Source organism: Streptomyces sp. Tue6028 (assembly GCF_002300165.1).
GTDB classification, from domain to species: domain Bacteria; phylum Actinomycetota; class Actinomycetes; order Streptomycetales; family Streptomycetaceae; genus Streptomyces; species Streptomyces siamensis.
In genome coordinates this window covers 385484-409155 of record NZ_MLCE01000023.1, presented here as the reverse complement: position 1 = coordinate 409155, position 23672 = coordinate 385484, and the positions used below count along the sequence as shown (strand labels likewise).

Sequence of the window (23672 nt, the reverse complement as noted above, 5' to 3'; positions counted from 1 at the left end):
GCTGACGGGGTGAACGGACCGGAGATCCACGTCGAATTCGCCCCCGAACTGGGGATGTTCGTCCCGCACGCGCGACGCACGGGCGCCACCGCCGTGGGCACCGACGGATCCTCCACGCTCGGCCATGTCGTCGAGTCGCTGGGCGTCCCGCTGACCGAGGTCGGAGCCCTGGTCGTGGACGGGCGACCGGTGTCCTTCTCGCACATCCCGGCGGCCGGCGAATCGGTCCGGGTGCGGGCGGTCGAGCGCCCGCAGCAGGTGCCCGGCGCCCCGCTCCGCTTCCTCCTCGACGTCCACCTCGGCACGCTCGCCCGCCGGCTGCGGTTGCTGGGCGTCGACACGGCGTACGAGTCCACGGACATCGGCGACCCGGCGCTCGCCGCCCGGTCCGCGGCCGAGCGGCGCGTCATGCTCAGCCGTGACCGCGGCCTGCTGCGCCGCCGTGAGCTGTGGGCGGGCGCCTACGTCTACAGCACCCGGCCCGACGACCAACTCCGTGACGTCCTCGGCCGGTTCGCGCCGGAGCTGAGGCCGTGGACGCGCTGCACCGCGTGCAACGGCCTGCTCGTCGAGACCACCAAGGAGCAGGTCGCGGACCAGTTGGAGGGCGGCACCCAGCGGTCGTACGACGTCTTCGCGCAGTGCGGCGAATGCGGGCGCGCCTACTGGAAGGGCGCGCACCACGACCGTCTGGAGGCCATCGTGGTGCGCGCCCTGGCGGAGTTCGGGAGCCGCTGAGGCGGCGGCTCCCGGGGACCTAACGCTTCACCAGATCCCGTGCGCCGCAGGCGAGTCCGTCCCTACTGGGGTCGAGCCCCAGCGGATCGTCCTTGCCGTTGACCTTCAGCCGCCCGTAGTCGTTCTTCTTCAGCCAGGCGCAGCGGGAGGCCGCGGTCTTCCTCACGCCGTCCGGGAAGACCGTCGGCACACAGACACCGACGCCGCCGTAGTGGCGGTCGCAACCGGAGACGGTGGTGCCGACCTTCTGCGCACTCCGCTTCCGGCCCGGCTCGGCGACCTTGCCCTCCAGGGAGTCGGCGAAGGAGTGGACGTGCGCCGAGGCGGTGTCCGCCGCGAGCGCGGACGGTCCCTGGAGGTGCACCCACTTGGCGACAGAGGGCACACCGTTGGCGTCGACGGCGAAGAGCATGTACCAGCCGGGCGGCGCCAGATCGGGATTGCTCGTCACGTTCAGGTCGACGTTGTCGCCGTCGACGGACAGCGGCAGGTCCACGAACCGCTGGTTGGGGTCCGAGGAGTGGGTCACCGCGGCCGGGCGGATCAGCTCGGCCTTGGCGATGGGCCGGTCGACGGTGATGCGCTGCGTGTCGCCGTACACCCACTCGCTGTCGATCACCGAGGTGATCGTGGGGCGGGTGCCCTTGAGGAGGTAGGGCGGGGTGTAGATGGACACGTTGTGGTTCCAGGTGCCGTTGCCGGGGTTGTCGCCGGTGGCCATCACCCGGCCGTCGGGCAGCAGGAACGCCGACGAGTGGTAGCCGCGGGCCTCCGGGTCGGCGGCCACCGGGTCGAAGGCCGAGGTCGCCGGGTCGAAGATCGACGCCTCGAAGACGGGGTCGGCGCGGTTGTGCAGGCCGCCGCCCGTCTCCAGGACCTTCCCGTCGGGCAGCAGGACGGCGGAGACGTACATCTTGCCCTGGTCGCCGGTCTGGGCGACCTTGCCGTCGCCCAGGTCCACCGTGCCCTGCGGGATCGGCGGGCCGGCGGTGTAGACCGGATCTGCGGCCTTGAGGTCGATGATGTCGGTGAGCCGGCCCGCGTCCGGGTTGGAGTCGATGTTGCCGCCGCCGAGCGTCAGGACCTTCTGGTCCTGGGCCGGGGGCAGCAGCACGCTCGCGGACTGATCACGCTGGTCCTTGTTCTGGAGCCCCGGGACGGCGGTCGTGGTGTTGGCGTCGTAGTCGTAGATCGCGGAGCCCGTGCCCGGGGTGCCGTTGCCGAAGACATGGCTGCCCGAGTAGAAGAGCCGGCCGTCCTGCATGAGGATCATCGACGGGTACAGGCCCCAGTACGACCAGGTCTGGTTGACCTGCCACAGCGGCAGCCACTTCTGCTCGGCCGCCGACCAGCGTTCGGCGGTCACCGAGCCGGTGGAGTCCTCGCGCAGTCCGCCGAAGGAGATGATGTCGCCGTTGCCGAGCTCGGTGGCCGACGGATACCAGTGGCCGTCGTTCATGTCGTTGGTCCTGCTGTACGTCTCGGTGTCCGGGTCGAAGACGTACGACTCCTTGTAGCCCTCGTACCCGTGGCCGCCCGCGACCGGGAACGCCTTGTTGCCGCTCATGACCAGGACCCGCCCGTCGGACAGCTGGACGTGCCCGGCGCAGAACATGTCCTTCGGCGTGGGGATCACCTTGTACGTGCCGTTCGCCGGGTCGTAGACCGCGCTGGTGAACGTGCCCGCCTCGAAGTTCTCCTCGCTGTTGCCGGATCCCGCGATCAGCAGCACCTTGCCGTTCCTGAGGACGACGGAGTGCATGGACCGCACCGGGTTCTGGGTGGGCAGCACCGTCCACCTGCCGTCGGCGCACTCCTTCGCCGTGCCGGTGCACTCGGCGGGCGGGACCGGGTCGGAGACCTGCTCCATCGTGTAGTCGTCGGTGGTCGCCGAACCCGTGCCGTACACCGAGACACCCCAGGTGATGCGGTCGGTGCCGGCCGGGACCGCGGGCGTGCGGACCGTTGCCTGGGCCCAGCCGGCCGCCATGTCCAGGGTCTTGAGGTCGGTCCAGTACTGCCAGCCCGCCGTCGTGTCGTGCCGGAAGAGCGTGATCGCGGCGTCGGGGGTGGTGGTCTTGTACCAAAGCCCCAGGTCGTACTGCTTGCCCGCGCCGACCACCGGGGCGCAGTCGGTGGACTCGGTGATCAGCGCCTTGCGGTCGCCGTCGGCCCGGCGGGTCAGTGTGACCTTCATGGCCTTGGTCCCGGAGTGGGAGTCGGCGACGGTGGCGAACGTGAAGTCGTTGTCGCCCCAGCCGGACTTCTCCCAGCAGTGGGGCATGCCGTCGGCGCCGGCGGTCTCGAAGCCCGGGTTCGTGACGAGGTTGGCGGCGGACGCGGGCTGCGGCGCCACGAGCAGCAGGCCGGCGGCGAGGCCCGCCACGGCCAGCAGCGAGGTGGTCCGGCTCGGTCGCATCCGGAATCCGGTTCTGCTCACGCGCTTCTCCTCGCTGTGCGGCTCCGGCCCGCCGACGTGCCACGCCGGCGCGGCAGGTAGATCAGCGCCTCGGTCCCCACGAAGCGCAGGACGAACGTCGTCACCAGGGCCAGTGCGGTGGCACAGAGCGCGCCCATCCCGAAGCGGTCGACGAACAGCGCGATCAGCGGGATCCGCAGCACCAGGTCGGCGTTGGCGAGCAGCGCGAACCGGCCGACGCGGTCCCACCAGTGCCGGTGCCCGCGCCGCTCGCGGAACAGCAGGTGCTCGATGAGCAGGAAGTTCCAGGCGACCCCGAGCTGGTTGGCGAGGATCTCCGCCGGTACGTAGTGCATTCCGGCGGCGGTGAGGGCGTACAGGCCGAGCAGGTTCGGCACGAAGCCGGTGGCGCCGATCAGCCCGAAGACGATCATGCGGGCGACGGGTGAGGCGGTGCGCAGTCCGACGAGGTGGCGCAGGAAGCGGAAGCCCTCCTGCGCGGTCGACTTGGACTCGCCCGCGTACCGGTCCTGGAAGACGAAGGGCACCTCGGTGACCTGCCGCGGGCGGCTGCGGACGGCGAGTTCGAGCAGGATCTTGTAGCCGAGCGGCTTGAGGACGTCGGCGGTGACGGCGCTGCGGCGGATCGCGAAGAAGCCGCTCATCGGGTCGCTGATGCCGCTCAGCCGGCGCGGGAAGAGCGACTTGGTCAGCCAGGTCGCGCCGCGCGAGACGGCGATGCGGTAGCCGCCCGCGAGGCCTGCGCGGCTGCCGCCCTTGATGTACCGGCTGGCGACGACGAGCCCCGCGCCGGAGCGTTCGCCGCGGGCCACCAGTTCCGGCACCAGGGACGGCGGGTGCTGGAGGTCGCCGTCCATGACGACGATCCAGTCGGAGGTGGCCGCCTTCAGTCCCTCGACGACCGCGCCGCCGAGCCCGCCCACGGGTTCGTCGCGGTGCAGCACCGTCACGGGGAACGGGCAGTCCTGCGCCGCCCGGGAGATGACGTCCGGGGTGTCGTCGGTCGAGTCGTCCACGAAGACGACCTCGCAGGGCAGCCGCGCGGGCACCGCCTCGGTGATGCGGTACAGCAACTCCCGTATGTTCGCCGACTCGTTGAAGGTCGGTACGACGACGGTGACGGCGCCCGGCTCGGGGATCTCGGCCGGGTGTACCGCCGGATCCCCCAGTTCGTCCGGGACAGTGCTCTCGAAGCTGCTCATCGACTGCCTCCGGACGTCGCCGTGGTGGTGGTGTCGTTGATGTGCCTGATCTCGATGCGGTCCTCGCCCCGGCCGAAGGTCGCGACGGGTGTCGAGTGCTCGATGGCGGCCTTGACGGTGGGCAGGTCGACGGCGTCGCGCCGGACCGTCGGCGAGGCGACGACGTAGTCGAGGTCGCGCCAGCCGCGCGGCATCGTCCTGGTGACCGCCGGGTCGAGGTCGGCCTTGTAGAACCAGATGACGCCGAGGCCGGGCCGGTAACCCTGGTGCACGAGGTCGAGCCAGAGGGCGTCGTCGACGAGGACCCGGGTGTCCCGCGGGTCCTTCACCTCGGACCTCAGCCAGGCGGACGCGGCCCGGTAGGGCGCGTTCGCGTCGGTGGTCACGGCGGTTCGGTCCCCGTCGTACCACTCGGGCACGACATAGGCCCCGGCGGCCACCACGAGCACGGCCGCCAGGCCGCGGCGTCCCCAGGTGACGTACGTCTTCTCGGTGGTGTCGCGCCACCGTCGCAGTACCGCGTGGGAGACGCTGGCGGCGCCGCCGGCCAGGACCAGGGCGAGGAACGGCAGGGCCTGGATGACGTACATGGCGGGCAGGTAGCCGCTGGGGCGCATCGCCACCAGGGCGAGGATCGCGACGGTGAGCGCGGGTCCGGCGAGGGCGCGCGCGGTGACCGACCAGCGCCAGGTGACCAGGAGCAGCAGGGCGCCGGCGAGCCCGCCGAGGGGCAGGACGCGGTCGTAGTACAGCCAGGAGTGCAGGACTCCGTACGAGCCGCTGCCGGGGTCGAGGACGAAGCCGGAGCCGGGGCGGCTCATCTGGTACGTGATGCCGTCCCAGAGGGAGACGTGCCCGGAGCCGGGGAACAACTCGCCCTTGAGCAGGGCGAAGAGCGGGTACGCGAGGCCGATCAGCGCGCAGGCGGTGACGGCTCCGGTGAGCGCGAACTTGCGGGTGTCGCGGTGACTGTGGCGCCACATGGTGACGAACAGCGCGGGCAGGATGACGAGCATCGTCTCCTTGGTGAGCACGGCGGCCGCGGCCGCGATGCCCGCCCCGAAGTGGTGCCACAGATGGCGGCTCGGGGACGCGGCCAGGCAGAACGCGAGGAGCGTCCACATCACCGCGATGTTGTCGAGGAAGATCTCGCGCTGGAGCACGACCGACAGCGGGGACAGCCCGAAGAGCACCATCGCGAGGCCGGCCGCCCACGTCGGCAGCGAGAGCCGGCGGGCGAGCACGTACACGAGGACCGCGCTGACGGCGCTGATCAGCAGCATCGCCGTGCGCATCGAGCCGACGGTCATCGAGGAGGGGCTGAGGTGCGCGGGGATCCAGATCAGCAGGGCGATCTGGATCCAGCCGAGCGGCGGGTGGTCGTACCAGTACGTGTAGTGGGCCAGGCCCTTGCCCTGCTGGACGGCCCAGGCCTGGGCGAGGTAGGTGCCCTCGTCGTCGCTGAGGGTGGGGTAGTCGGCGATGTTCCAGCCCTGGACGACGAGGATCGCCGCGAGCAGCACCCCGCACAGGACGAGATCCGGGCGTGAGCTGCGAAAGCGCAGGGACGGGCGGGTGTCGCGGACGTTTTTGGGCGCAGGCGGCCGCTGCGCGGGGACCGTGGGTGTGGTCGCCGCGGGAAGAGTGGAGGTCACGCGGGAACGTCCTCTCGGATCGCTTCGGTGAGGTGCGCGCCGACATGACTGGTCAGCTCCCAGTCGTTGCGGCCCCGTTGCTCGCGCCAGACGGCGCGTACGGCGGCGCCCGCCAGCAGCACCTGGTAGAAGGGGCCGCCGACGATCAGCTTCAGGTAGTGGACGAAGCGGACCCGCAGCCCGTACTGCTTGCCGAAGTCGTGCAGTCCGACCAGTTCGAAGACGAACGTGACCAGGGCGGTCACGGCCGGCAGGAAGGTGATGAAGGCGATGCCGACCGGCACGTCGAGGAAGAGCGCGATGGCCACGTTGAGCGGGATGATCACGCCGGAGACGGCCTGGAGATAGGGCGTCATCAGCGTGTACCGGGCGAGCAGCCGCTGCCCGAAGCCGGGGAGCTGTTTCCAGTCCCTCTTCCGGTAGACCTGGAGGAAGCCCTGGTTCCACCGGGTGCGCTGCTTCAGCAGGGACATCAGCGAGCCCGGGGTCTCCTCCTTGGTCACCATGTCGGAGTCGTAGGCGACGACGACCTTCTTGCCGACGCTGGAGAGGCGTACACCGAGGTCGCAGTCCTCGGCTAGGCAGTCGGGGTCCCAGCCGTCGGCCTCCCGCAGGACGTCCGTGCGGACGAAGACGGTGTTGCCGCCGAGCGGGATGAATCCTTTCTGCGCGTGTAGATGGAGCCGCGAGCGGAACCAGAAGAAGTACTCCAGGCAGTTGCGCAGGCTGTACCAGCTGGAGTGGAAGTTGATGAGCTGGACGCCGCCCTGGACGACGTCCGCGCCCGTGGTGCGGAAGGCGTGGTCGACGTGGGCGAGCAGCTCCGGATGGACCTGGTCCTCGGCGTCGAAGACCCCGACCACGTCGCCCCGGCAGTGCGGCAGGGCCGTGTTCATGGCCTTCGGCTTGTTCTTCTTCTCGTGGTGGTCGACGACCACGCGCACCCGCGGGTCGCGCGCCTCGGCGGCGCGGGCCACCGCGGTGGTCTCGGGGTCGTCGTGGCCGACGATCACGATGATCTCGAAGTCGGTGTGGCCGGATTCGAGGAGCCGCTGGATGGTGTGGTCCAGCACGGCCTGCTCGTGCCGCGCGGGCAGCAGCAGCGAGAAGGACAGGCCCTCCCCGCCGTCCGGGCTGCTGAAGCGGGTGGAGGCCAGCACCTCGGGCGTACGCCACGCGTGCATCTGCCACCACAGGGTGAAGGCGGCCATCCAGAAGAGCACCAGTGAAATGGCAGCGATGAAGACAGACGTGAGCAAAAGATCCCCCCAGATCCCCTGTAACCCCCGGTCGCGACAGTGAGTGACATCTGTCGCGTCCCGGTCAGACACTATGGGGGATCTGTGAAGCGCACAGGATCTTTCGGTGAAGAGCGTGTTTCATCACACTCGGCCGACTAACTGAACAATCGGAACACTGGTGACGTTTGGGCGAGTTGGGATCAGACCTTTCGGCCGCTCAGGGCCGCTTCGAGCCGGTCGGGGTCGGTCGTCGGGACGTCGCAGGCGAAGTTACGGCAGACGTACGCGGCGGGCCGCCCGTCGACCAGAAGTCGGCCGGAAAGCAACGGTAGTTCGTCACTGTCCGCCACCCCCGCGGCGACGACGGCTCCCGGCGCCGTGCCCAGGAGCGCCGTACGGTGCAGCGCCCTGGTCGCCGGATCGCCGGCCGGTCCCACGACGGCGACCTCCCGCGGTCCGTCGAGGAGCGCCTCGGCCACCGCGAGACCCCAGCCGATGAAGCGCGGCGCGCGCGGCCCCAGCGCCTTCACCACTCCCAACGCCCGCTCGGCGGCGGTGCGATGGGGCTCGGCACCGGTCTGCGCCGCATAGCTCAGCAGCGCCCCGGCCGCGGCGCTCCACCCCGAGGGCGTGGCGTTGTCGGTGGGGTCCTGCGGCCGGCGGATCAACTCCTCGGCGTCGGCCGCCGTGTCGAACAGGGCGCCCGACTCGGCGTCCGTGAACTGCGTGAGCACATGGTCGAGCAGGAAGCCCGCGAACTCCAGCCAGACCCCCTCCCCGGTGATGGACGCCAGCGCCAGGAAACCCTCGGCGACATCCGCGTAGTCCTCCAGCACACCGGCGTTGGCCCCGACCTGACCGTCCTTGCTGGTACGGGCCAGTCGCGCGTGGTCGTCCATGTGCAGCCGCACCAGGAGATCGGCCGCGCCGATCGCGGCGTCCACGAGGTCGGGGCGGTCGAAGTACGCGCCGGTCTCCGCCAGAGCGGCGACCGCGAGGCCGTTCCACGCCGCGACCACCTTGTCGTCCCGGCCGGGGGCGGGACGGCCGGCGCGCGCGGCGAACAGCCGCTGCTGCACGGAGGCGATCCGGTCGGCGTCGACGACGCCCTCGTGCTGGGGCAGCCGCAGCACGGAGGCACCCTCCTCGAAGGTGCCCTCCTCCGTCACCCCGAAGTGCTGGGCGGCGAGTCCGGCGTCCTCGCCGAGGACCTCGCGCAGCTGCTCCGGCGTCCACACGTAGTACGCGCCCTCGACGTGGCGGCCCGTCCCGTCGTCGCTGTCGGCGTCCAGGGCGGAGGCGAACCCGCCCTCCTCCGTGCGCAGTTCACGCACCATGAAGTCCGCGGTCTCCAGGGCGACGCGGCGCGCGAGCTCGGAGCCGGTGACACGCCACAGATGGGCGTAGACCCGGCACAGCAGCGCGTTGTCGTACAGCATCTTCTCGAAGTGCGGCACGATCCACTCGCGGTCGACGGAGTACCGGGCGAACCCCCCGCCCAGCTGGTCGTAGATGCCGCCGCGCGCCATCCGTTCACAGGTGTCCACGGCCATCTGGAGCGCGCCCTCGGAGCCGGTCCGCGCGTGGTGCCGCAACAGGAACTCGATCACCATGGACGGCGGGAACTTCGGCGCCCCGCCGAATCCGCCGCGCGCCGTGTCGTAGTCCCGGGTGAGCCCGAGGAGCGCGCCGGCCAGCTCCTCCTCGCCGGGCACCCGGCCGTCGCCGAAACTCATCTCGCGCCCGGCCAGGTCCCGCACGATCTTCCCCGCGACCTCGGCGACCTCGTCGCGCCGGTCGGTCCAGGCGCTGGTGACACCCTCCAGGACCTGCGGGAAGGACGGCATGCCGTGGCGGGGCGCGGGCGGGAAGTAGGTGCCGAAGTAGAACGGCTCGGCGTCCGATGTGAGGAACACGGTCATGGGCCAGCCGCCCTGCCCGGTCGCGGCCTGCACGGCCTCCATGTAGACGGCGTCGACGTCCGGCCGCTCCTCGCGGTCGACCTTGACGCTCACGAAGTGCTCGTTCAGGTAGGCGGCGGTCGCCTCGTCCTCGAAGGACTCGTGCGCCATGACATGGCACCAGTGACAGCTGCTGTAGCCGACGCTCAGCAGCACCGGCACGTTCCGTCTGCGCGCCTCGTCGAAGGCCTCGGCCGACCACGGCCACCAGTCGACGGGGTTGTCGGCGTGCTGGAGCAGATACGGGGACGTCTCATGGGCCAGTCGGTTCACACTCCCACTCTCCCACGGTGTCCCGGGCGGCGGAGCGGCACGCGGGTGCCGGGCGCGCCCCCACGGGTGAGCCGTCCGCGCCGGGCCCCCGGGGCTGCCCGGCGTGGAGGAACAGGGCGGGCACTGCGCGAATGATCGACGGTCCTCTGTCCTTCACGTCCCGCACGAAGGACACTCGTAGGCCAAGGAGTTGCTGCCGGAGGGGGACGTGACATGCGGGACAGCCATCGGGCGGAGGCCGAGCGGCTGTTGGCCCGGGCCGTCGAGGAAGAGGTGCGGCGCTCGGGCGGGCGCGTCGACGGGGGCGTGCTGCTGTCGCGGGCACGGGCCGCCCTCGACGCGATGGGACAGACGGCCACCGAGGAGTACGGAGCGTACACACGCGCACTCGACGAGGCCGAGGCAGGACAGCTGACGTTCGGGCAACGCTACGCACGGGAGCGCGCCGGCACGTCCTTACTGGTCACGGCCGTGGCGGCGGCCGCCGCCGTCGTCGCGGACCTGGCGTTCGGCACGGGCGCGGGCACGGCGGTCGGCGCGGGCGCCACCGTCGCCGTGGCGGGAGCGGCGGCCACCGTGCTCAAGGTGACCGCCTCGCACGTGCCGGCCGCCAGCCGCCGGGCCGGGGCGCTCGGGCAGCCCGGCGGTGCCGAGCAGCTGCGGCTGCAGTGGCTGACCGCCCTGGAGGTCCGGGGCATCCGCCCCTTCCTCGACCAGCAGCGCGTGCTCAGCGCCTCCACGGGCGCCAAGCAGGGGGCGCCCCAGCTGCGCCGCACCGACAAGAGCGCGGCCGCCCGGCGACGCAATGTCCTGGAGCAGTCCTTCGGCCAACTACCCAAGCCGGAGGGCCCGTTCGCGGGCCGGCGGACGGAGCTGTCACGGATCGCGCAGTGGGTGCAAGCGGCACGGGCGAGCACCGAGACCCGACCGACGGTCGTGGTGCTGCACGGAGCGCCCGGCTCCGGCCGCAGCACCCTCGCGGTCCGGGCGGCGCACGACCTCAGGGACCAGTTCCGCGGCGCGTGCGTGGTGGACCTGCGGGGCGACAGCCCGGACGACCCGCCGCTGACCACCCGGGACGCCCTGCTGCACCTCCTCAACCGGCTCGGCGCGCCCCGCGAACAGCTCCTCTTCCGCGAACGCGCCTCACAGGACCAGCAGGTCAGGCGGCTGAGCGAGCTCTACCACCAGCATCTGACGGACCTGCCCGTGACGATCGTGCTGGACGACGCCAGCGACGCCGGACAGGTGCGCACCCTGATCCCCGAGCGCTCCGACAGCCTGGTCCTGGTCACCTCCCGGAAACCGCTCGACCTGTCCGCCGACCTCACCGCCTGGGTGCACCAGCTCCCCGTCGAGGCGCTGGACGCGGCCGGCGGCGAGGAACTGCTGAACGCGGCGGCCCAGGACGCCTCGGGCCCGTACGACGCCGAATCCAGCGACCGGGTGCGGGAGTTGTGCGGCGGGCTGCCGCTCGCCCTGCGCATCGCGGGCTCCTGCCTCGGCCCGCGCACCCCGCGCCGGCTGGCCACGGACCTGGAGGCGTACGGCCCGGTGGAACCCGTCGAGCGGGTGCTGTGGCTGCGCTACACCGACCAGTCGGACATGGCCCGCCGACTGCTGCGCCGGCTGGCCCTGGCGGGCCGCGCCTCCCTGGGCGCCGCCGCGGCGGCCTCCCTGCTGGCGACGGACGAACCGGAGGCGACCCGCCATCTCACCGTGCTCTCGCAGGCGGGGCTGATCGACCACGTGCGCGGCAGCCGCTACCGCCTGCACGACCTGGTCCGCTCCTTCGCCGCGGCCCGGTTGATGGACGAGGAGGAGCCCTCCGAGCGCACGGCGGCCCAGGAACGCCTGATCGTGAACTACGCGGAACTCGCCGACTCGGTGATCCGCCTCGTCGACGGCAAGACGTCCACCCGTGCGGACCAGTTCGGCCCGCACGGCTTCACCTCGCTCGACGCGGCGCTGCGCTGGCTGGACGACGAGTCGAGCTTCATCACGGCGGCGCTGCGGCACGCGGAGGGCGTCAACCAGGCGGCGGTGCTCAATCTGCTCGGCGCCCTGTGCGACTACTGCCTGCTGCGCGGCGACCTCTACCGCCTGGGCGAGATCAGCGAGCTGACCCAGGCCGTCGACCAGGGACTGCTGGTCCGCTCGGTCCAGTGGCGCACCGGCATCGCCGCCCGCCAGCTGGGCGAACTGGACAAGGCGCGCACCACCCTGGCCTCCGTCGTGGACCTCTACTTCGAGGCGCACCACGACGCGGGCGCGGCCCGGGCACTGTGCTCCCTCGGCATCACCCTGCACCACCAGGGCAACCTCACCGAGGCGGCGGCCAAGCTCCAGGAGGCCATGGACCTCCAGGCCTCCCCCGACCTGGCGGCCGACCGGGCCTGGACGATGCACGCGCTCGCCGCGGTGGAGCGGGACCGCTCCCGGCTCGCCCAGGCGCTCGACCTGCTGACCCAGGCGCTCGTCCTGCACCGCGAGAGCGAATCCGTGCACGGCGAGGCGTGGACCCATTTCCACCTCGGCCAGCTGGGCCTGCGCATGGGCGACGTGCCGCGCGCCGACCGCGAGCTGCGCGAGGCCCTGGACCTGTACGGCCGCACCCGTGACCCCCGCGGCGAGGCCTGGGCCCTCACCCAGCTGGCCCGCGCCCGGCTCGTCGAGGGCGACCCGTCCTCCGCGGTCGACGGCCTGCGCCAGGCCGCGTCCCGCCACCGCGAGAACGAGGACGCGCGCGGCGAGGCCTGGACCGTCTACTACCTCGGCCAGGCCCTGGAGGAGGCCGGCAACCTGAACCAGGCGGTCCGCGAGCTGGAACGCTCCCGGACGATGTTCTCCCGTATGCGGGACGTGTACGGGCTCGCGTGCGCCCGGCACCACTCGGCCCGGGTCACCCGCGACCAGCGCGCCGCCCAGACCGGCTCCCTGCGCAACTCCGGCTTCGCCCGCCAGCTCCTCGTCGACGCGCGCGCCGACTTCCAGCGCATCGGGGTCGCCCACGGCGAGGCGTGGACCTGCCTGGAGCTGGCGGTCGTCGACGCGGGGAACGCGCGCACGCAACAGGCTCTGACCCTGTGCGACGAGGCGGTGGACCTCTTCACCTCGTACGGCGACCGGCGGGGCGGGGACTGGGCCCGCTTCCTGCGCTGCACCCTGCTCCCGTACGCGGCCCCCGGGGGCTACGAGGTGGGCGCCGCCGTCGCCGAGGAGGAGCTCGCCCAGCTGTCCCGGGCCGGCCACACCTCCCGCGACGGAAAGCTGGACGACTGCATCGAGGCGTACCGACTGCTTCTGGAACGCGGGGTCGACCTGGACGCCGGCTGGCAGGCCTGGCGCCTGGGGCTGGTCCCGGGCCGCCACGCCCGGGACGTGATGGGGGTGGCGGTGCCGTCGGCCCGGTAGGACGGTCCTGTCGTTCGCGGAGGAGGGGGATCCGGTGGAGCTGGTCGGGCGCGCGCGGGAACTGGCCGGTGCGCGAGAGCAGTTGGCGGGTGGCCGCCCACTGGTGGTGACCGGCGAGCCCGGCATGGGCAAGTCCGCCTTCCTCGGCGTGCTCGCGCGGCAACTCGCCGAGGAGCGGGGGCTTCCGGTGTTCCGCGTGCGGGCCGCGGACTTCGGGCTCCGGTCCGACGTCACACTGCTGCGGCTGCTGGGCGCGTGCGGCGAGGCCGGTGCGCGGGCCCTCGCCGAGGTGGTCGGGCAGGCTCCGGCGGCGGTCCCGGACACCGTCGTGCACATCTGCCGGCAACTGTTCCTCGCACATCCCGCCGTCGTCGTCGTGGACGGAGTCCCCACGGACTCCGCGGCGAACGACCTGCTGGCCGACCTGGTCAGCGCCTTCTCCAGGACGTTGTCGGTCCTCCTGATGGGCTCGACGGACGCCCGGCCACCGCAGGGCGCGCCGGTCGCTCTCTGCCACCTGCGCCCGCTGGACCGGACCGACTCGGCGGCCCTCGTCGGCGAGGCGGCCGGGCACTCCGCCCTCACGGCCGTGGGAGAGTCCCTCGACGGGCTGGTGGAGGCCACGCGGGGCCTTCCCCTGCTGGCCCGGATCGTGGGGGCCCAGGTGGCGGTCGCGGTGGGCAGCGGGCGTCCTCCCACGCCCGTGCGGCTGCCGGCCCCGGCGTGGATGGCCGAAGAGGCGTGGAAGCTGCTCGAAGCCCTGTCCGCGCTCGACACCGAGGAGTTTCCGGCGGAACTGCTGGACACGCTGGCGCAAGGGCCTGGGGCGGTCCACGAACTGTGCCGGTACGAACTGCTCCACCCGGCCGGGGAGGGCGTTCTCCGGCTGCCTCCCGTGATCCGTTCGCTGGTCGACCGGAACTGGAGCGACGCCGAACTGCGCGACCGGTCGGCCGATGCCGAACGGGCTCTCGCCGCAGCCGCCGAGGCGAACCCCGCCGCGTACGACGGCCATCCGGCCGCCGTCGTCGACCTGGTCGGCCGTCCGGCCGTACCGGACGTCTTCACCGACACCCTGGCGCATCAGCTGGCCCGGCACGGCCGCCTCGCCGAGGTGCTGGTCCTGCGGCAGTTCCTCTGGGCCAGGACGGGACGGGTGACGCCGGACGTGCACCTGGCCGTCGCCGCCCGGGAATCCGGGCAGCCGGAGCGGGCGGTGGCTCTCCTCGCCGGACGCCCGGCCGACGACGACAGTGTCCTCGAACAGGCCGTCACGGCCCACCGCATGGGCCGGCTCCACGACGCCGAGGCCCACCTCTCCGCCCTCCCCTCCGGTCGCGGCGCCGACCCATGGGCCCTCCTCACCCGCGCCGCGGTCCTCTGCGACCGGGGTGATCTGCGCCCCGTCGGGCCACTGCTCCGCCGCGCCGTGGAGGCCCATCAGGTCCGGGGCGACCGACGCGGCGAGGCGTGGACGGTGTTCCAGTACGGGCGGCTGTGTCTGCTGCGCGGCGAGGTCGAGGACGCGGAGAAGCTCCTGCACAGCGCGAGGGAGGAGTTCCACACCCGCGGCGAGTCACGGGGTGTGGCCTGGGCGGCGACCGAGCTCGGGCGGCTGTCGCTGCAATCGGGGACCGCCGACATCGAAGGGCTCTACGACGCACGCCTTCTGCACGAGGCGGACGACGACCCGCGCGGCGCGGCCTGGGCGCACCTGTGGTGGATCCTGGCGATGACGGACGCGCCGAGTTTCCTGTGGGAGCACGAGTTCCCGGCGGTGACGAACCGCTTCCGAGAAGTCGGCGACCGGCTCGGCCAGGCCTGGGCGCTGCACCACCACGCGCTGACCCTGGGCCGTACGAGCAACACGGCCGACGGGCGGAGCGAGGCGGATCCGCTGTTCGACGAGGCCCTCCGGCTCTTCGAGGTCACGGACTGCGCGCACGGCACGGCCTGGACCCTGCTGGAGCGTGCCCTCCACGACCCCGTCCGCCGGTTCCCGCACCACCGCTGGTCGGGCGACATCCGCCACTGGTTCGGGCTCGTCGGCGACGACGCGGGCGAGGCCTGGGTCGAGCTCGCCGAGTCGGCGACGGGCTCCGAGCCGTCCCACGAGCTGGCCGGCCGCTACCCCGCCGACCTGCTGGACGCGGTGGAATGGGCCCCGGACGGCAATCTCCGCATCCCCCGCGCCGCCCGCTACACGCAGCCCGAACCCCGCGCCGACGCCCACGATCCGGAAGCGTCCAGATCCCGCGTCCGGGTGACTCTGCTGGACGGCACTCCTACCCGCATCGCCCTGGAGATCGTCTCCGGCGCCCGGCACCCGTGGTCCACGGACCCGCGCCCCGCACTCACCGCCCGCGCCGTCCCGCTCACCCTCGCCGAGGTCGAACCCCTGCACGCCATCAGCACCGAGGGAGCGGAGTTCCGCTTCGTCCCACGTCTGCCCGGTCGCCACCGCATCCGCTTCACGATCACCGACCAGGCCACCGGAACCGTCCTCCAGCAGGTCGAGACGGAGATCGACGTGTGGACGATCGGCCCGGCCCCGCGCACGGCGGTTCCCGAAGAGGCGCGGCGTGCGACGGCCGCCGAACCCGTGTGGAGGGCCTGAGCCCCATGCCCGGCGAACTTCCCACCGAGATCGTCCAGGACCCGAGCCACGGCTTCACCCGGCAGCCCGCCGCCTCCGTCCGCCACCCGGACCTGGTCCTCGCCCTCGACGCCTACGCCGACGACCACATCCGGGCCCGGATGTACGGGCCGGCCGTCCCCCCGTCCCCGACCGAGCACGCGGTGAAGCTGAGCGTGCGGCCCGCGGCGGTGACCGCGGCGGCGGCGGGTCTGCGGGAGCTGTGGAAGCGGGAACTGGTCGACTTCCAGCCGGTGGACGAGCACGGCATCCCCGTCATGGACCGTCCACGGCTGCCGTACGCCATGTGCCCGGATCTCACGGCGGAACCCAAGGAGGAGCACCGCGAGATCCTCGACGAGCTGGCCCGGCAGGGCGCCTACCTGCTGTACGGCGAGCTGTTGGGCGACGGCGGCGCGGGCACCCGGCGCTTCCGTGACGTCCTGACCCGGGTGCTGAGCGGCGACCGCACGCTGCGGATCCGTGTCGACTCCGACCTGTTCCTGCCCTGGCCGATGCTCTGCCTGCCGGAGGATCCCGCCGACGGCCCGGACGACGTCTTCCGGCGCTTCCTCGGCTACCGGCACCAGATCGAACAGACCGGCAGCTACTACCCGTCCATCGCCGACGACGAGTCGGCACCGCCGCGGCCCGTACCGGTGGTGAGCCTGAACCACGACAAGGGCATCGACCCGGAGGGCCGCACCCGGGCCGCCGACGTCGAGACCGCCCTCGCGACGAACACCGTCGCCGTCGAACGCACCCTGCGCAAGGAGCTGCTGGACGCCTTCGGCTCGGGCGCCCTGGACGAGCAGTTGATGTACTTCTGGTGCCACGGACACTTCCGGCACACCGCCGACGACAGCGCCCCGCTGCTCGTCGTGCAGTTGAGCGACCACAAGGACATCGACGCCCGCAGCGTCAGAGCACGGCGCACCTCCGAGGACCCACTGCTCACCTACCGGCCCCTGGTGCTGCTGAACGCCTGCTACGCGGGGCTGCCGGGCTCCGCCGAGCTGGTCCACCTGGGAGGCGCTCTCATCGAGGCGGGCGCGGGCGGTGTGCTGGGGCCGCAGATCGAGATGCCGCAGATGTTCGCCGCCGAGTACGCGTACGCGTTCGTCACCCGCTATCTGGGCGGCCGGGAGACCGCCGGCGAGATAGCCCACGGGCTGGCCCGGCACTTCGCCGACACCTGGAGCAATCCGCTCGGCTTCGCCTACACCCTGCACTGCGGCATGGACAGCAGACTGGAGCGGATCACCCGATGAACGCCACCGCGGCCGGGGTACGCGCCCCCGACATCCGCACCTTCGACCTGGACGAGTCCGGGTGGCCGCTGCGCCCCACCCGGTCGGGCCCACGTCCGGTGCCCGCCGCGCGCCTCGACGCGTATGTCGCCCAGCACCTCACGCCGCCGCCCTGGGCCACCGACATCGTCGTGTACGTGCACGGCTGGCAGACCTCCCGGGACGCGGCGCTGGACGCCGTCCGCGACCTCCTCGGCCTGGTGTCCCGGCAGTACGAGGGGCGTCGTGGTCTGTATCCCCGACTCGCCCGTCCGGGACGGCCGTTCGTCCCGTGGCCGGTCCTGGTCCGCTGGCCCTCCCGTTCCCTCCCGTCGCTCGGCGGCTACCGCCGTATCCGGGACCGGGCCCACGCCATGTCCACCGGTGGTCATGCCGCGCGGGTCATCGGACAGCTGCTCGGCTATCTGGACCGCCATCGGGCGGATCCGGCCGCCGCTCCCGTGCTGGCGAACCGCGACGGGCAGTATCTGCACCTCGTCGGGCACTCCTTCGGCTGCCGCTTCCTGTGCGAGGCAGTGCAGTGGGCGGCGGACGGGCCGCCGGGCGCCACACTCGGCTGGAGCACTCCGAGGCCGCCGGGCCGCCCGTTCACGGTCGACTCGATGCTGCTGCTGCAGATGGCGAGCCCCCGCGACGCGTTCGACTCGACCTTCCGGGCGCTCGCCGGGGCACCGCTGCACGGTCCGGTCGTGGCGACGTACTCGCAGCACGACCGCGCCACCGGCTTCTGGCATCTGCGCGCGGAGAAACGCGCGGGCATCGGGTACGCCGGCATCGGCACGGCGCCCGCGCCGGTGTCCGCCGTCGCCATGCGAGGCGTCGAGGAGCCGTATCCGCACGGCGTCCTCGACCACCGCTTCGTCAGCGTCGACGCCAGTGCCGTGTTCACTCGGGGGAACGGCCCTGCGGGTGCGCACTCCGACCATCTGCGGCCGGAGTGCGCGCACCTGCTGCTGTCCCTGGCGGACCATTCGCGCTGAGCCCGGCTCGGCGCGAGGGCCGGCTCAGCCCTTCGCCGGGGAGGCCTTCCCGCCGGAGCCGACGGCGCCCTTGCCCGGGGCCGCCGTGTCCTTCTCCGGGTCCTCCTCGAAGGTGACCTTGCCCATGTGGCGGTTCATGGACTTCATCAGCCCCCATACGGCCAGGGCCATCACCGCGAAGACGATGAAGCCGAGGACGCCGGGGGTGACCTTGTTCTCGTCGACCTCCTTGGCGAGGGGGACGAGGTGCGTCAGTGCCTGGCTTGCGCTCATGTCAGGCATTGTCGCGGATGCCCGCGAAGAGGTCGTCCTCGGGGAGGGAGGTGTCGACGAGAGACTTGGCGAGCTCGTACTCCTCGGTCGGCCAGACCTCCTTCTGGAGCTCCATCGGGACCTTGAACCAGCCGCCGTCGGGGTCGATCTGCGTGGCGTGCGCGATGAGCGCCTTGTCACGGATCTCGAAGAACTCGGCGCACGGGATGTGCGTGGTCAGCGTGCGCTCCGTGCGCTCGAACTCGCTCCAGCGCTTCAGCCACTCCCCGTACGGGGAGTCCAGGCCGCGGTCCAGCATGGCGTGGTGCAGCGCCTCGGTGCGCGGGCGGTTGAAGCCCTGGTTGTAGTACAGCTTCTGCGGCTGGAAACCCGGGCCGTACTCGGACTCCGGGTACTTCTCGGTGTCGGCCGCACCCTCGAACGCCACCATCGAGATCTTGTGGGTCATGATGTGGTCGGGGTGCGGGTAGCCGCCGTTCTCGTCGTAGGTGGTGATCACCTGCGGACGGAAGGAGCGGATCTGCTTGACCAGCTCACCGGCCGCCTTGTCCACGTCCTCCAGGGCGAAACAGCCCTCGGGAAGGGGCGGCAGCGGGTCGCCCTCGGGAAGGCCCGAGTCGACGAAGCCGAGCCATTCCTGCTTGACGCCGAGGATCTCGCGGGCCTCGTCCATCTCCTTCTTGCGTACCTCGTGGATGTGCTCCTCGATGTACTTGTCGCCCTGGAGCTTCGGATTGAGGATGGAGCCGCGCTCGCCGCCCGTGCAGGTCACGACCAGCACGTCCACCCCCTCGGACACGTACTTCGCCATGGTCGCCGCGCCCTTGCTCGACTCGTCGTCGGGGTGGGCGTGCACGGCCATCAGTCGCAGCTGGTCAGTCAAGACTCAATCCTCGGTCGGTCGGCTGTCGCCTCAGTGGTGGATCAGCGGTCGGCGCCCGGCGTGAGAGAGCGCCTCGGGCGGCTTCTATAGTGACGGAATCGGGGGGCCAATAATTCCAGGGCCCTGTCTACGGGCCCCCTTCCAGGACCCTGGTCCCGGCCCTGCCGAGAGGACGATCATGAGTACGGCGAGCACCCAGCTGCCCGAGGGCCGCTACGGCCGCTCCGCGGACGAGCGCGCCGACCGGAAACTCAAGATCATCGGTGGTGTTCTGGGCGTCGCCCTGCTGGCCCTGATCGGCTGGTTCGCGTACTACTACGTCGGCGGCAGCAAGATCAGCGCGGAAGTGATCACCTTCAAGGCGGTCTCGGACAGCGCCGTCGAGGTGCACCTGGAAGTACGCAAGGACGCGAGCGCCCACGGCTACTGCACGCTCCGCTCCCAGTCCGAGGACGGCGGAGAGGTGGGCCGGGCGGACTTCCGCTTCGACCAGAGCTCGTCACGCGTCGACAAGGTGGTTACCCTGCGTACGACGGCCCGTGGCACCACGGCGGAGCTGCTCGGCTGTCACGCGGACTGAGCGGACCGGCAGGCGGCGGGACCACACGGGCGGACATCGCCCGCAGCTCCTACCAGCACATACCCGCTGACCTGCATTGACGTAATTCTGATGCGTTATGTCCTCCCTTTCGAGCCACTGAATTGTTAGGCTCGTGGTTTCGCCCACCCGTGAAGGAACATTCTTCTGGGTAGGGCGATGCTTTGTATTCCCAGTACCTACGAGGAGCACCTGTGACCCAGACCAGCGAGAACGTCACCTGGCTGACCCAGGAGGCGTACAACCAGCTCAAGGCCGAGCTGGAGCACCTGTCTGGTCCTGCGCGCACGGAGATCGCCGCCAAGATCGCGGCCGCGCGCGAGGAGGGCGACCTGCGCGAGAACGGCGGGTACCACGCGGCCAAGGAGGAGCAGGGCAAGCAGGAGCTCCGTGTGCGCCAGCTGACCCAGCTCCTGGAGAACGCCAAGGTCGGCGAGGCTCCCGCGGCGGACGGTGTGGTCGCACCGGGCATGGTCGTCACCATCGCCTTCGACGGCGACGAGGACGACACCCTGGTCTTCCTGCTGGCCTCGCGCGAGTACGCGAGCTCCGACATCGAGACCTACTCCCCGCAGTCCCCGCTGGGCTCCGGTGTGAACGGCAAGAAGGTCGGCGAGGACGCCCAGTACGAGCTGCCGAACGGCAAGCTCGCCTCGGTGAAGATCCTCAAGGCCGAGCCGTACCAGGGCTGAGCCCGGGACCGACGACTACGACGATGCCCCCGGCCGTGCGGCCGGGGGCATCGTCATCTCGTGTCACGCGGTGGCGGACCGGTACTTGCGCACCGCCAGGGTCCGGAAGAGCACGATGATCAGGACCGAGTAGATCACCGAGGCCCAGACCGAGTGCTGCATGGGCCAGGCTTCCGACGTGGACTGCCCCGGGTTGGCGAAGAGCACCCGGCAGGCCTGGACGGTGGCGCTGAACGGGTTCCAGTCGGCGATGTGGCGCAGCCAGGGCGTCATGTTGCTGGAGTCCACGAACGCGTTCGAGATGAACGTGACCGGGAAGAGCCAGATCAGTCCGCCGGAGGTGGCCGCCTCCGGGGTGCGCACGGACAGGCCGATGAGCGCGCCGATCCAGGTGAACGCGTACCCCAGCAGGAGCAGGAGGCCGAAGGCGCCCAGCACCTTGAAGGCGTTGGTGTCGCCGTCGGAGCCGACGCGCCAGCCGACCAGGAGGGCGACCACCGCGAGGACCAGCAGGGTCAGCGCGGTCTGGACGAGGTCGGCGAGCGTGCGCCCGGTCAGCACCGCTCCGCGCGCCATGGGCAGCGAGCGGAAACGGTCGATCAGGCCCTTGTGCATGTCGTCGGCGATACCCGCGCCGGCACCCGCGGTGGCGAAGGTGACGGTCTGCGCGAAGATGCCCGCCATCAGGAAGTTGCGGTAGTCGGTGGGGCTGGTGCTGCCGCCGATCTGCATGGAGCCGCCGAAGACGTAGCTGAACAGCACCACGAACATGATCGGCTGGATCAGCCCGAAGATCACCATCTCCGGGATCCGGGACATCCTGATCAGGTTGCGCTTGGCGACGACCAGCGAGTCGCGCACGGACTGGCTGACCGGGTTCGAGGGTGCCGTGAGCTGCACGGCGTCACTGGCGGCACTCACTTGCCGGCCTCCTTCTTGCGCTGACGGCCCGTGCCGTCCGCCGCTGAGATGTCCTCGTCCTTCGCCTCGGCCAGATGGCCCGTGAGCGAGAGGAAGACGTCGTCGAGGGTGGGGCGGCGCAGGCCGATGTCGTCGATCTCGATGCCGCGGGTGTCCAGCTCACGGATGACCTCCGCGAGGAGCTTCGCGCCGCCGGTGACGGGCACGGTGAGCTTGCGGGTGTGCTCCTCGACCGTGGTCTCGCCCTTGCCGAAGCCCCGCAGCACCTCGGAGGCGGTCGCCATGTGCTCGCGGTCGTGCACGACGACCTCGACCCGCTCGCCGCCGGTCTGCGCCTTGAGCTGGTCGGCGGTGCCGCGGGCGATGACGCGGCCGTGGTCGACCACGCAGATGTCGTGCGCGAGGTGGTCGGCCTCTTCGAGGTACTGGGTGGTGAGCAGCAGCGTCGTGCCCCCGGAGACCAGCTGCTTGATGACGTCCCACAGCTGCTGGCGGTTGCGCGGGTCGAGGCCGGTCGTCGGCTCGTCCATGAACATCACCGGCGGGGAGACGACCAGGGCGGCCGCCAGGTCGAGCCGGCGGCGCATGCCGCCCGAGTACGTCTTGGCGGTGCGGTCGGCGGCGTCGCTGAGGTTGAACTGCTCCAGCAGCTCCTCGGCACGGACCTTCGCCGCCTTCGCCTTCATCTGGTAGAGCTGGCCGACCATCTGGAGGTTCTCGCGACCGGTCAGATATTCGTCGACCGCGGCGAACTGTCCGGAGAGGCCGACCCTGCGGCGGACCGCGTCGGGGTTCTTGAGCACGTCCACGCCCGCGACGACCGCCTTGCCGCTGTCGGGGCGCAGCAGGGTCGTCAGGCAGCGGACCGCGGTGGTCTTGCCCGCGCCGTTCGGACCGAGCAGGCCCAGGACGGTGCCCTCCGGGACATCGAGATCGACGCCGTCCAGAGCCCTTACGTCACCGAAGGTCTTCACCAGGCCTTCGGCATAGATGGCGCCTGGCATGTGAGTTTCTCCACGTCGTTGGGGATTTTCACGGAAATGTCTTGCTTTTGCCCTGTACGGCACGCCCGGCCGGTGGGGTATTCGTCCGCGGGCCGAGCGTATGGCAAGGGGCACACCGTAACGCGATGTATCGCGTCACTCAACAGATTTTTCCATCCGGGACCGACAGTGGGACGAACAGTGGCCCTGACCTCGGCCGATGCCTCGCAGGGCTCAGTCGATGACGGTGTACCCCGCCTCGCGCAGCGCCAGATTCACTTCGGCGCAGTGCTCGGGCCCCTTCGTCTCCAGGTGCAGCTCGACCTCCACCTCCGTGAGCCCGAGCCGTGGGTCGGTCCGTACGTGGCTCACATCGAGGACGTTAGCGTCCGCCACTGACAACACCCCGAGAAGTGTGGCGAGAGCCCCGGGACGGTCGGTCAGCCGCAGCGTGACCGCGAGGTAGCGGCCGCTCGCCGCCATGCCGTGCCGCAGGATGCGCTGGATCAGCAGCGGGTCCACGTTCCCGCCCGACAACAGGGCCACCACCGGGCCCTCGAAGCTGCGCGGATCCCGCAGCAGCGCGGCGACCGGACTCGCGCCGGCCGGCTCCACGACCAGCTTGGCGCGCTCCAGGCACAGCAGGAGCGCGCTCGACAGATTGTTCTCGGACACCGTGCGGACCTCGTCCACCAGTTCGTCGACGATCCGGAACGGCACGTCGCCGGGCCGGCCGACCTTGATGCCGTCGGCCATCGTCGCCGGGTTGTCGATCGACAGCGGACGCCCCGCCGCCAGCGACGGCGGGTACGCGGCGGCACCCTCGGCCTGCACGCCCACGATCCGCACGTCCGGGCGGATCGTCTTCACGGCGAGCGCGACGCCCGCGGCCAGCCCGCCGCCGCCCATGCCGACGACGATCGTGCGCACCTCGGGGCACTGCTCCAGGATCTCCAGCCCGACCGTGCCCTGGCCCGCGATGACGTCCGGATGGTCGAAGGGGTGGATGAAGACGGCACCCGTCTCGGCCGCGTACGTCTGAGCGGCGGCGAGCGTCTCGTCCACCACCTGGCCGTGCAGCCGCACGTCGGCCCCGTAGTCGCGGGTGGCCGCGACCTTCGGCAGCGGGGCGCCCGTCGGCATGAACACCGTGGCGCGCACGCCGAGCAGCGAGGAGGCCAGCGCGACACCCTGCGCGTGGTTGCCGGCGCTCGCCGCGACCACGCCCGCCGCGCGCTCCTCCGGCAGCAGCCCGGCGATCCGCACGTAGGCGCCGCGCAGCTTGAACGAACCGGTCCGCTGGAGGTTCTCGCACTTGAAGTGGACCGGAGCGCCGACCAGCTGGGTGAGGTACCTGCTGCCCTCCATCGCGGTCATCCGCGCCACGCCCGTGAGCATCTTCTGCGCGCCACGGACGTCGTCGAGAGTCACGCTGGGAAAGGAGTCAGCCGTGCTGTAGCTCATGACCACCAG

Annotated in this window: 17 protein-coding genes; 7 read left to right on the top strand and 10 right to left on the bottom strand. The window is 71.4% G+C overall.

What is annotated here, in order from left to right:
- The first annotated feature begins 9 nt into the window (after positions 1-9).
- Positions 10-738: a Mut7-C RNAse domain-containing protein gene (locus BKI49_RS23785; RefSeq protein WP_095936280.1), complete on the top strand. Its 729-nt coding sequence runs from the start codon at positions 10-12 to the stop codon at positions 736-738.
- A 19-nt stretch (positions 739-757) separates the two neighbouring features.
- On the opposite strand, the gene BKI49_RS23780 is transcribed toward BKI49_RS23785, so the two are convergent.
- From BKI49_RS23780 to BKI49_RS23760, 5 genes are all read right to left on the bottom strand, one after another.
- Complete coding sequence (locus tag BKI49_RS23780; RefSeq protein WP_095936279.1) at positions 758-3157, bottom strand: galactose oxidase early set domain-containing protein; 2400 nt, start codon at positions 3155-3157, stop codon at positions 758-760.
- A gap of 17 nt (positions 3158-3174) precedes the next feature.
- Positions 3175-4380, bottom strand: a complete 1206-nt coding sequence (locus BKI49_RS23775; RefSeq protein WP_095936278.1) for a glycosyltransferase — start codon at positions 4378-4380, stop codon at positions 3175-3177.
- Entirely contained in the window at positions 4377-6035 is a 1659-nt protein-coding gene (locus BKI49_RS23770; RefSeq protein ID WP_095936277.1) for an ArnT family glycosyltransferase, read from the bottom strand. The genes BKI49_RS23775 and BKI49_RS23770 overlap by 4 nt, the downstream gene beginning before the upstream one ends.
- Entirely contained in the window at positions 6032-7294 is a 1263-nt protein-coding gene (locus tag BKI49_RS23765) for a glycosyltransferase (protein WP_095936276.1), read from the bottom strand. Before BKI49_RS23765 ends, BKI49_RS23770 begins: the two co-directional genes overlap by 4 nt.
- A gap of 182 nt (positions 7295-7476) precedes the next feature.
- Positions 7477-9510 carry a thioredoxin domain-containing protein gene (locus BKI49_RS23760; RefSeq protein ID WP_095936275.1) on the bottom strand — a complete coding sequence of 678 codons (2034 nt, stop codon included), beginning with the start codon at positions 9508-9510 and terminating at the stop codon, positions 7477-7479.
- Between the two features lie 213 nt (positions 9511-9723).
- Here BKI49_RS23760 and BKI49_RS23755 point away from each other — a divergent pair, with 213 nt between their 5' ends.
- From BKI49_RS23755 to BKI49_RS23740, 4 genes are read left to right on the top strand one after another with little or no spacing between them, the layout of a single operon-like run.
- Positions 9724-12924, top strand: a complete 3201-nt coding sequence (locus tag BKI49_RS23755; RefSeq protein ID WP_095936274.1) for a tetratricopeptide repeat protein — start codon at positions 9724-9726, stop codon at positions 12922-12924.
- Between the two features lie 34 nt (positions 12925-12958).
- Positions 12959-15541 carry an ATP-binding protein gene (locus tag BKI49_RS35385; RefSeq protein WP_095936273.1) on the top strand — a complete coding sequence of 861 codons (2583 nt, stop codon included), beginning with the start codon at positions 12959-12961 and terminating at the stop codon, positions 15539-15541.
- Positions 15542-15546: 5 nt separating this feature from the next.
- Entirely contained in the window at positions 15547-16830 is a 1284-nt protein-coding gene (locus BKI49_RS23745) for a CHAT domain-containing protein (RefSeq protein WP_179332547.1), read from the top strand.
- Positions 16827-17849: a hypothetical protein gene (locus BKI49_RS23740; RefSeq protein WP_179332546.1), complete on the top strand. Its 1023-nt coding sequence runs from the start codon at positions 16827-16829 to the stop codon at positions 17847-17849. The genes BKI49_RS23745 and BKI49_RS23740 overlap by 4 nt, the downstream gene beginning before the upstream one ends.
- A 24-nt stretch (positions 17850-17873) precedes the next feature.
- Here BKI49_RS23740 and BKI49_RS23735 read toward each other — a convergent pair whose 3' ends face one another.
- Both BKI49_RS23735 and mca read right to left on the bottom strand, forming a co-directional pair.
- Entirely contained in the window at positions 17874-18131 is a 258-nt protein-coding gene (locus BKI49_RS23735; RefSeq protein WP_095936271.1) for a hypothetical protein, read from the bottom strand.
- Positions 18124-18984: a mycothiol conjugate amidase Mca gene (mca, locus tag BKI49_RS23730; RefSeq protein WP_179332552.1), complete on the bottom strand. Its 861-nt coding sequence runs from the start codon at positions 18982-18984 to the stop codon at positions 18124-18126. Before mca ends, BKI49_RS23735 begins: the two co-directional genes overlap by 8 nt.
- A 199-nt stretch (positions 18985-19183) precedes the next feature.
- On the opposite strand from mca, the gene BKI49_RS23725 reads away from it, so the two are divergent.
- Positions 19184-19585, top strand: a complete 402-nt coding sequence (locus BKI49_RS23725; RefSeq protein WP_095936269.1) for a DUF4307 domain-containing protein — start codon at positions 19184-19186, stop codon at positions 19583-19585.
- 212 nt (positions 19586-19797) lie between these two features.
- Complete coding sequence (greA, locus tag BKI49_RS23720) at positions 19798-20295, top strand: transcription elongation factor GreA (RefSeq protein ID WP_095936268.1); 498 nt, start codon at positions 19798-19800, stop codon at positions 20293-20295.
- Positions 20296-20358: 63 nt separating this feature from the next.
- Here greA and BKI49_RS23715 read toward each other — a convergent pair whose 3' ends face one another.
- From BKI49_RS23715 to ilvA, 3 genes are all read right to left on the bottom strand, one after another.
- The gene (locus tag BKI49_RS23715) at positions 20359-21216 is read right to left on the bottom strand and encodes an ABC transporter permease (protein ID WP_095936267.1); all 858 of its coding nucleotides are present in this window, start codon (positions 21214-21216) and stop codon (positions 20359-20361) included.
- Positions 21213-22220 carry an ATP-binding cassette domain-containing protein gene (locus tag BKI49_RS23710; RefSeq protein ID WP_095936266.1) on the bottom strand — a complete coding sequence of 336 codons (1008 nt, stop codon included), beginning with the start codon at positions 22218-22220 and terminating at the stop codon, positions 21213-21215. The genes BKI49_RS23715 and BKI49_RS23710 overlap by 4 nt, the downstream gene beginning before the upstream one ends.
- A 213-nt stretch (positions 22221-22433) precedes the next feature.
- The gene (gene ilvA, locus BKI49_RS23705; RefSeq protein ID WP_095936331.1) at positions 22434-23663 is read right to left on the bottom strand and encodes a threonine ammonia-lyase; all 1230 of its coding nucleotides are present in this window, start codon (positions 23661-23663) and stop codon (positions 22434-22436) included.
- Positions 23664-23672 lie beyond the last annotated feature (9 nt).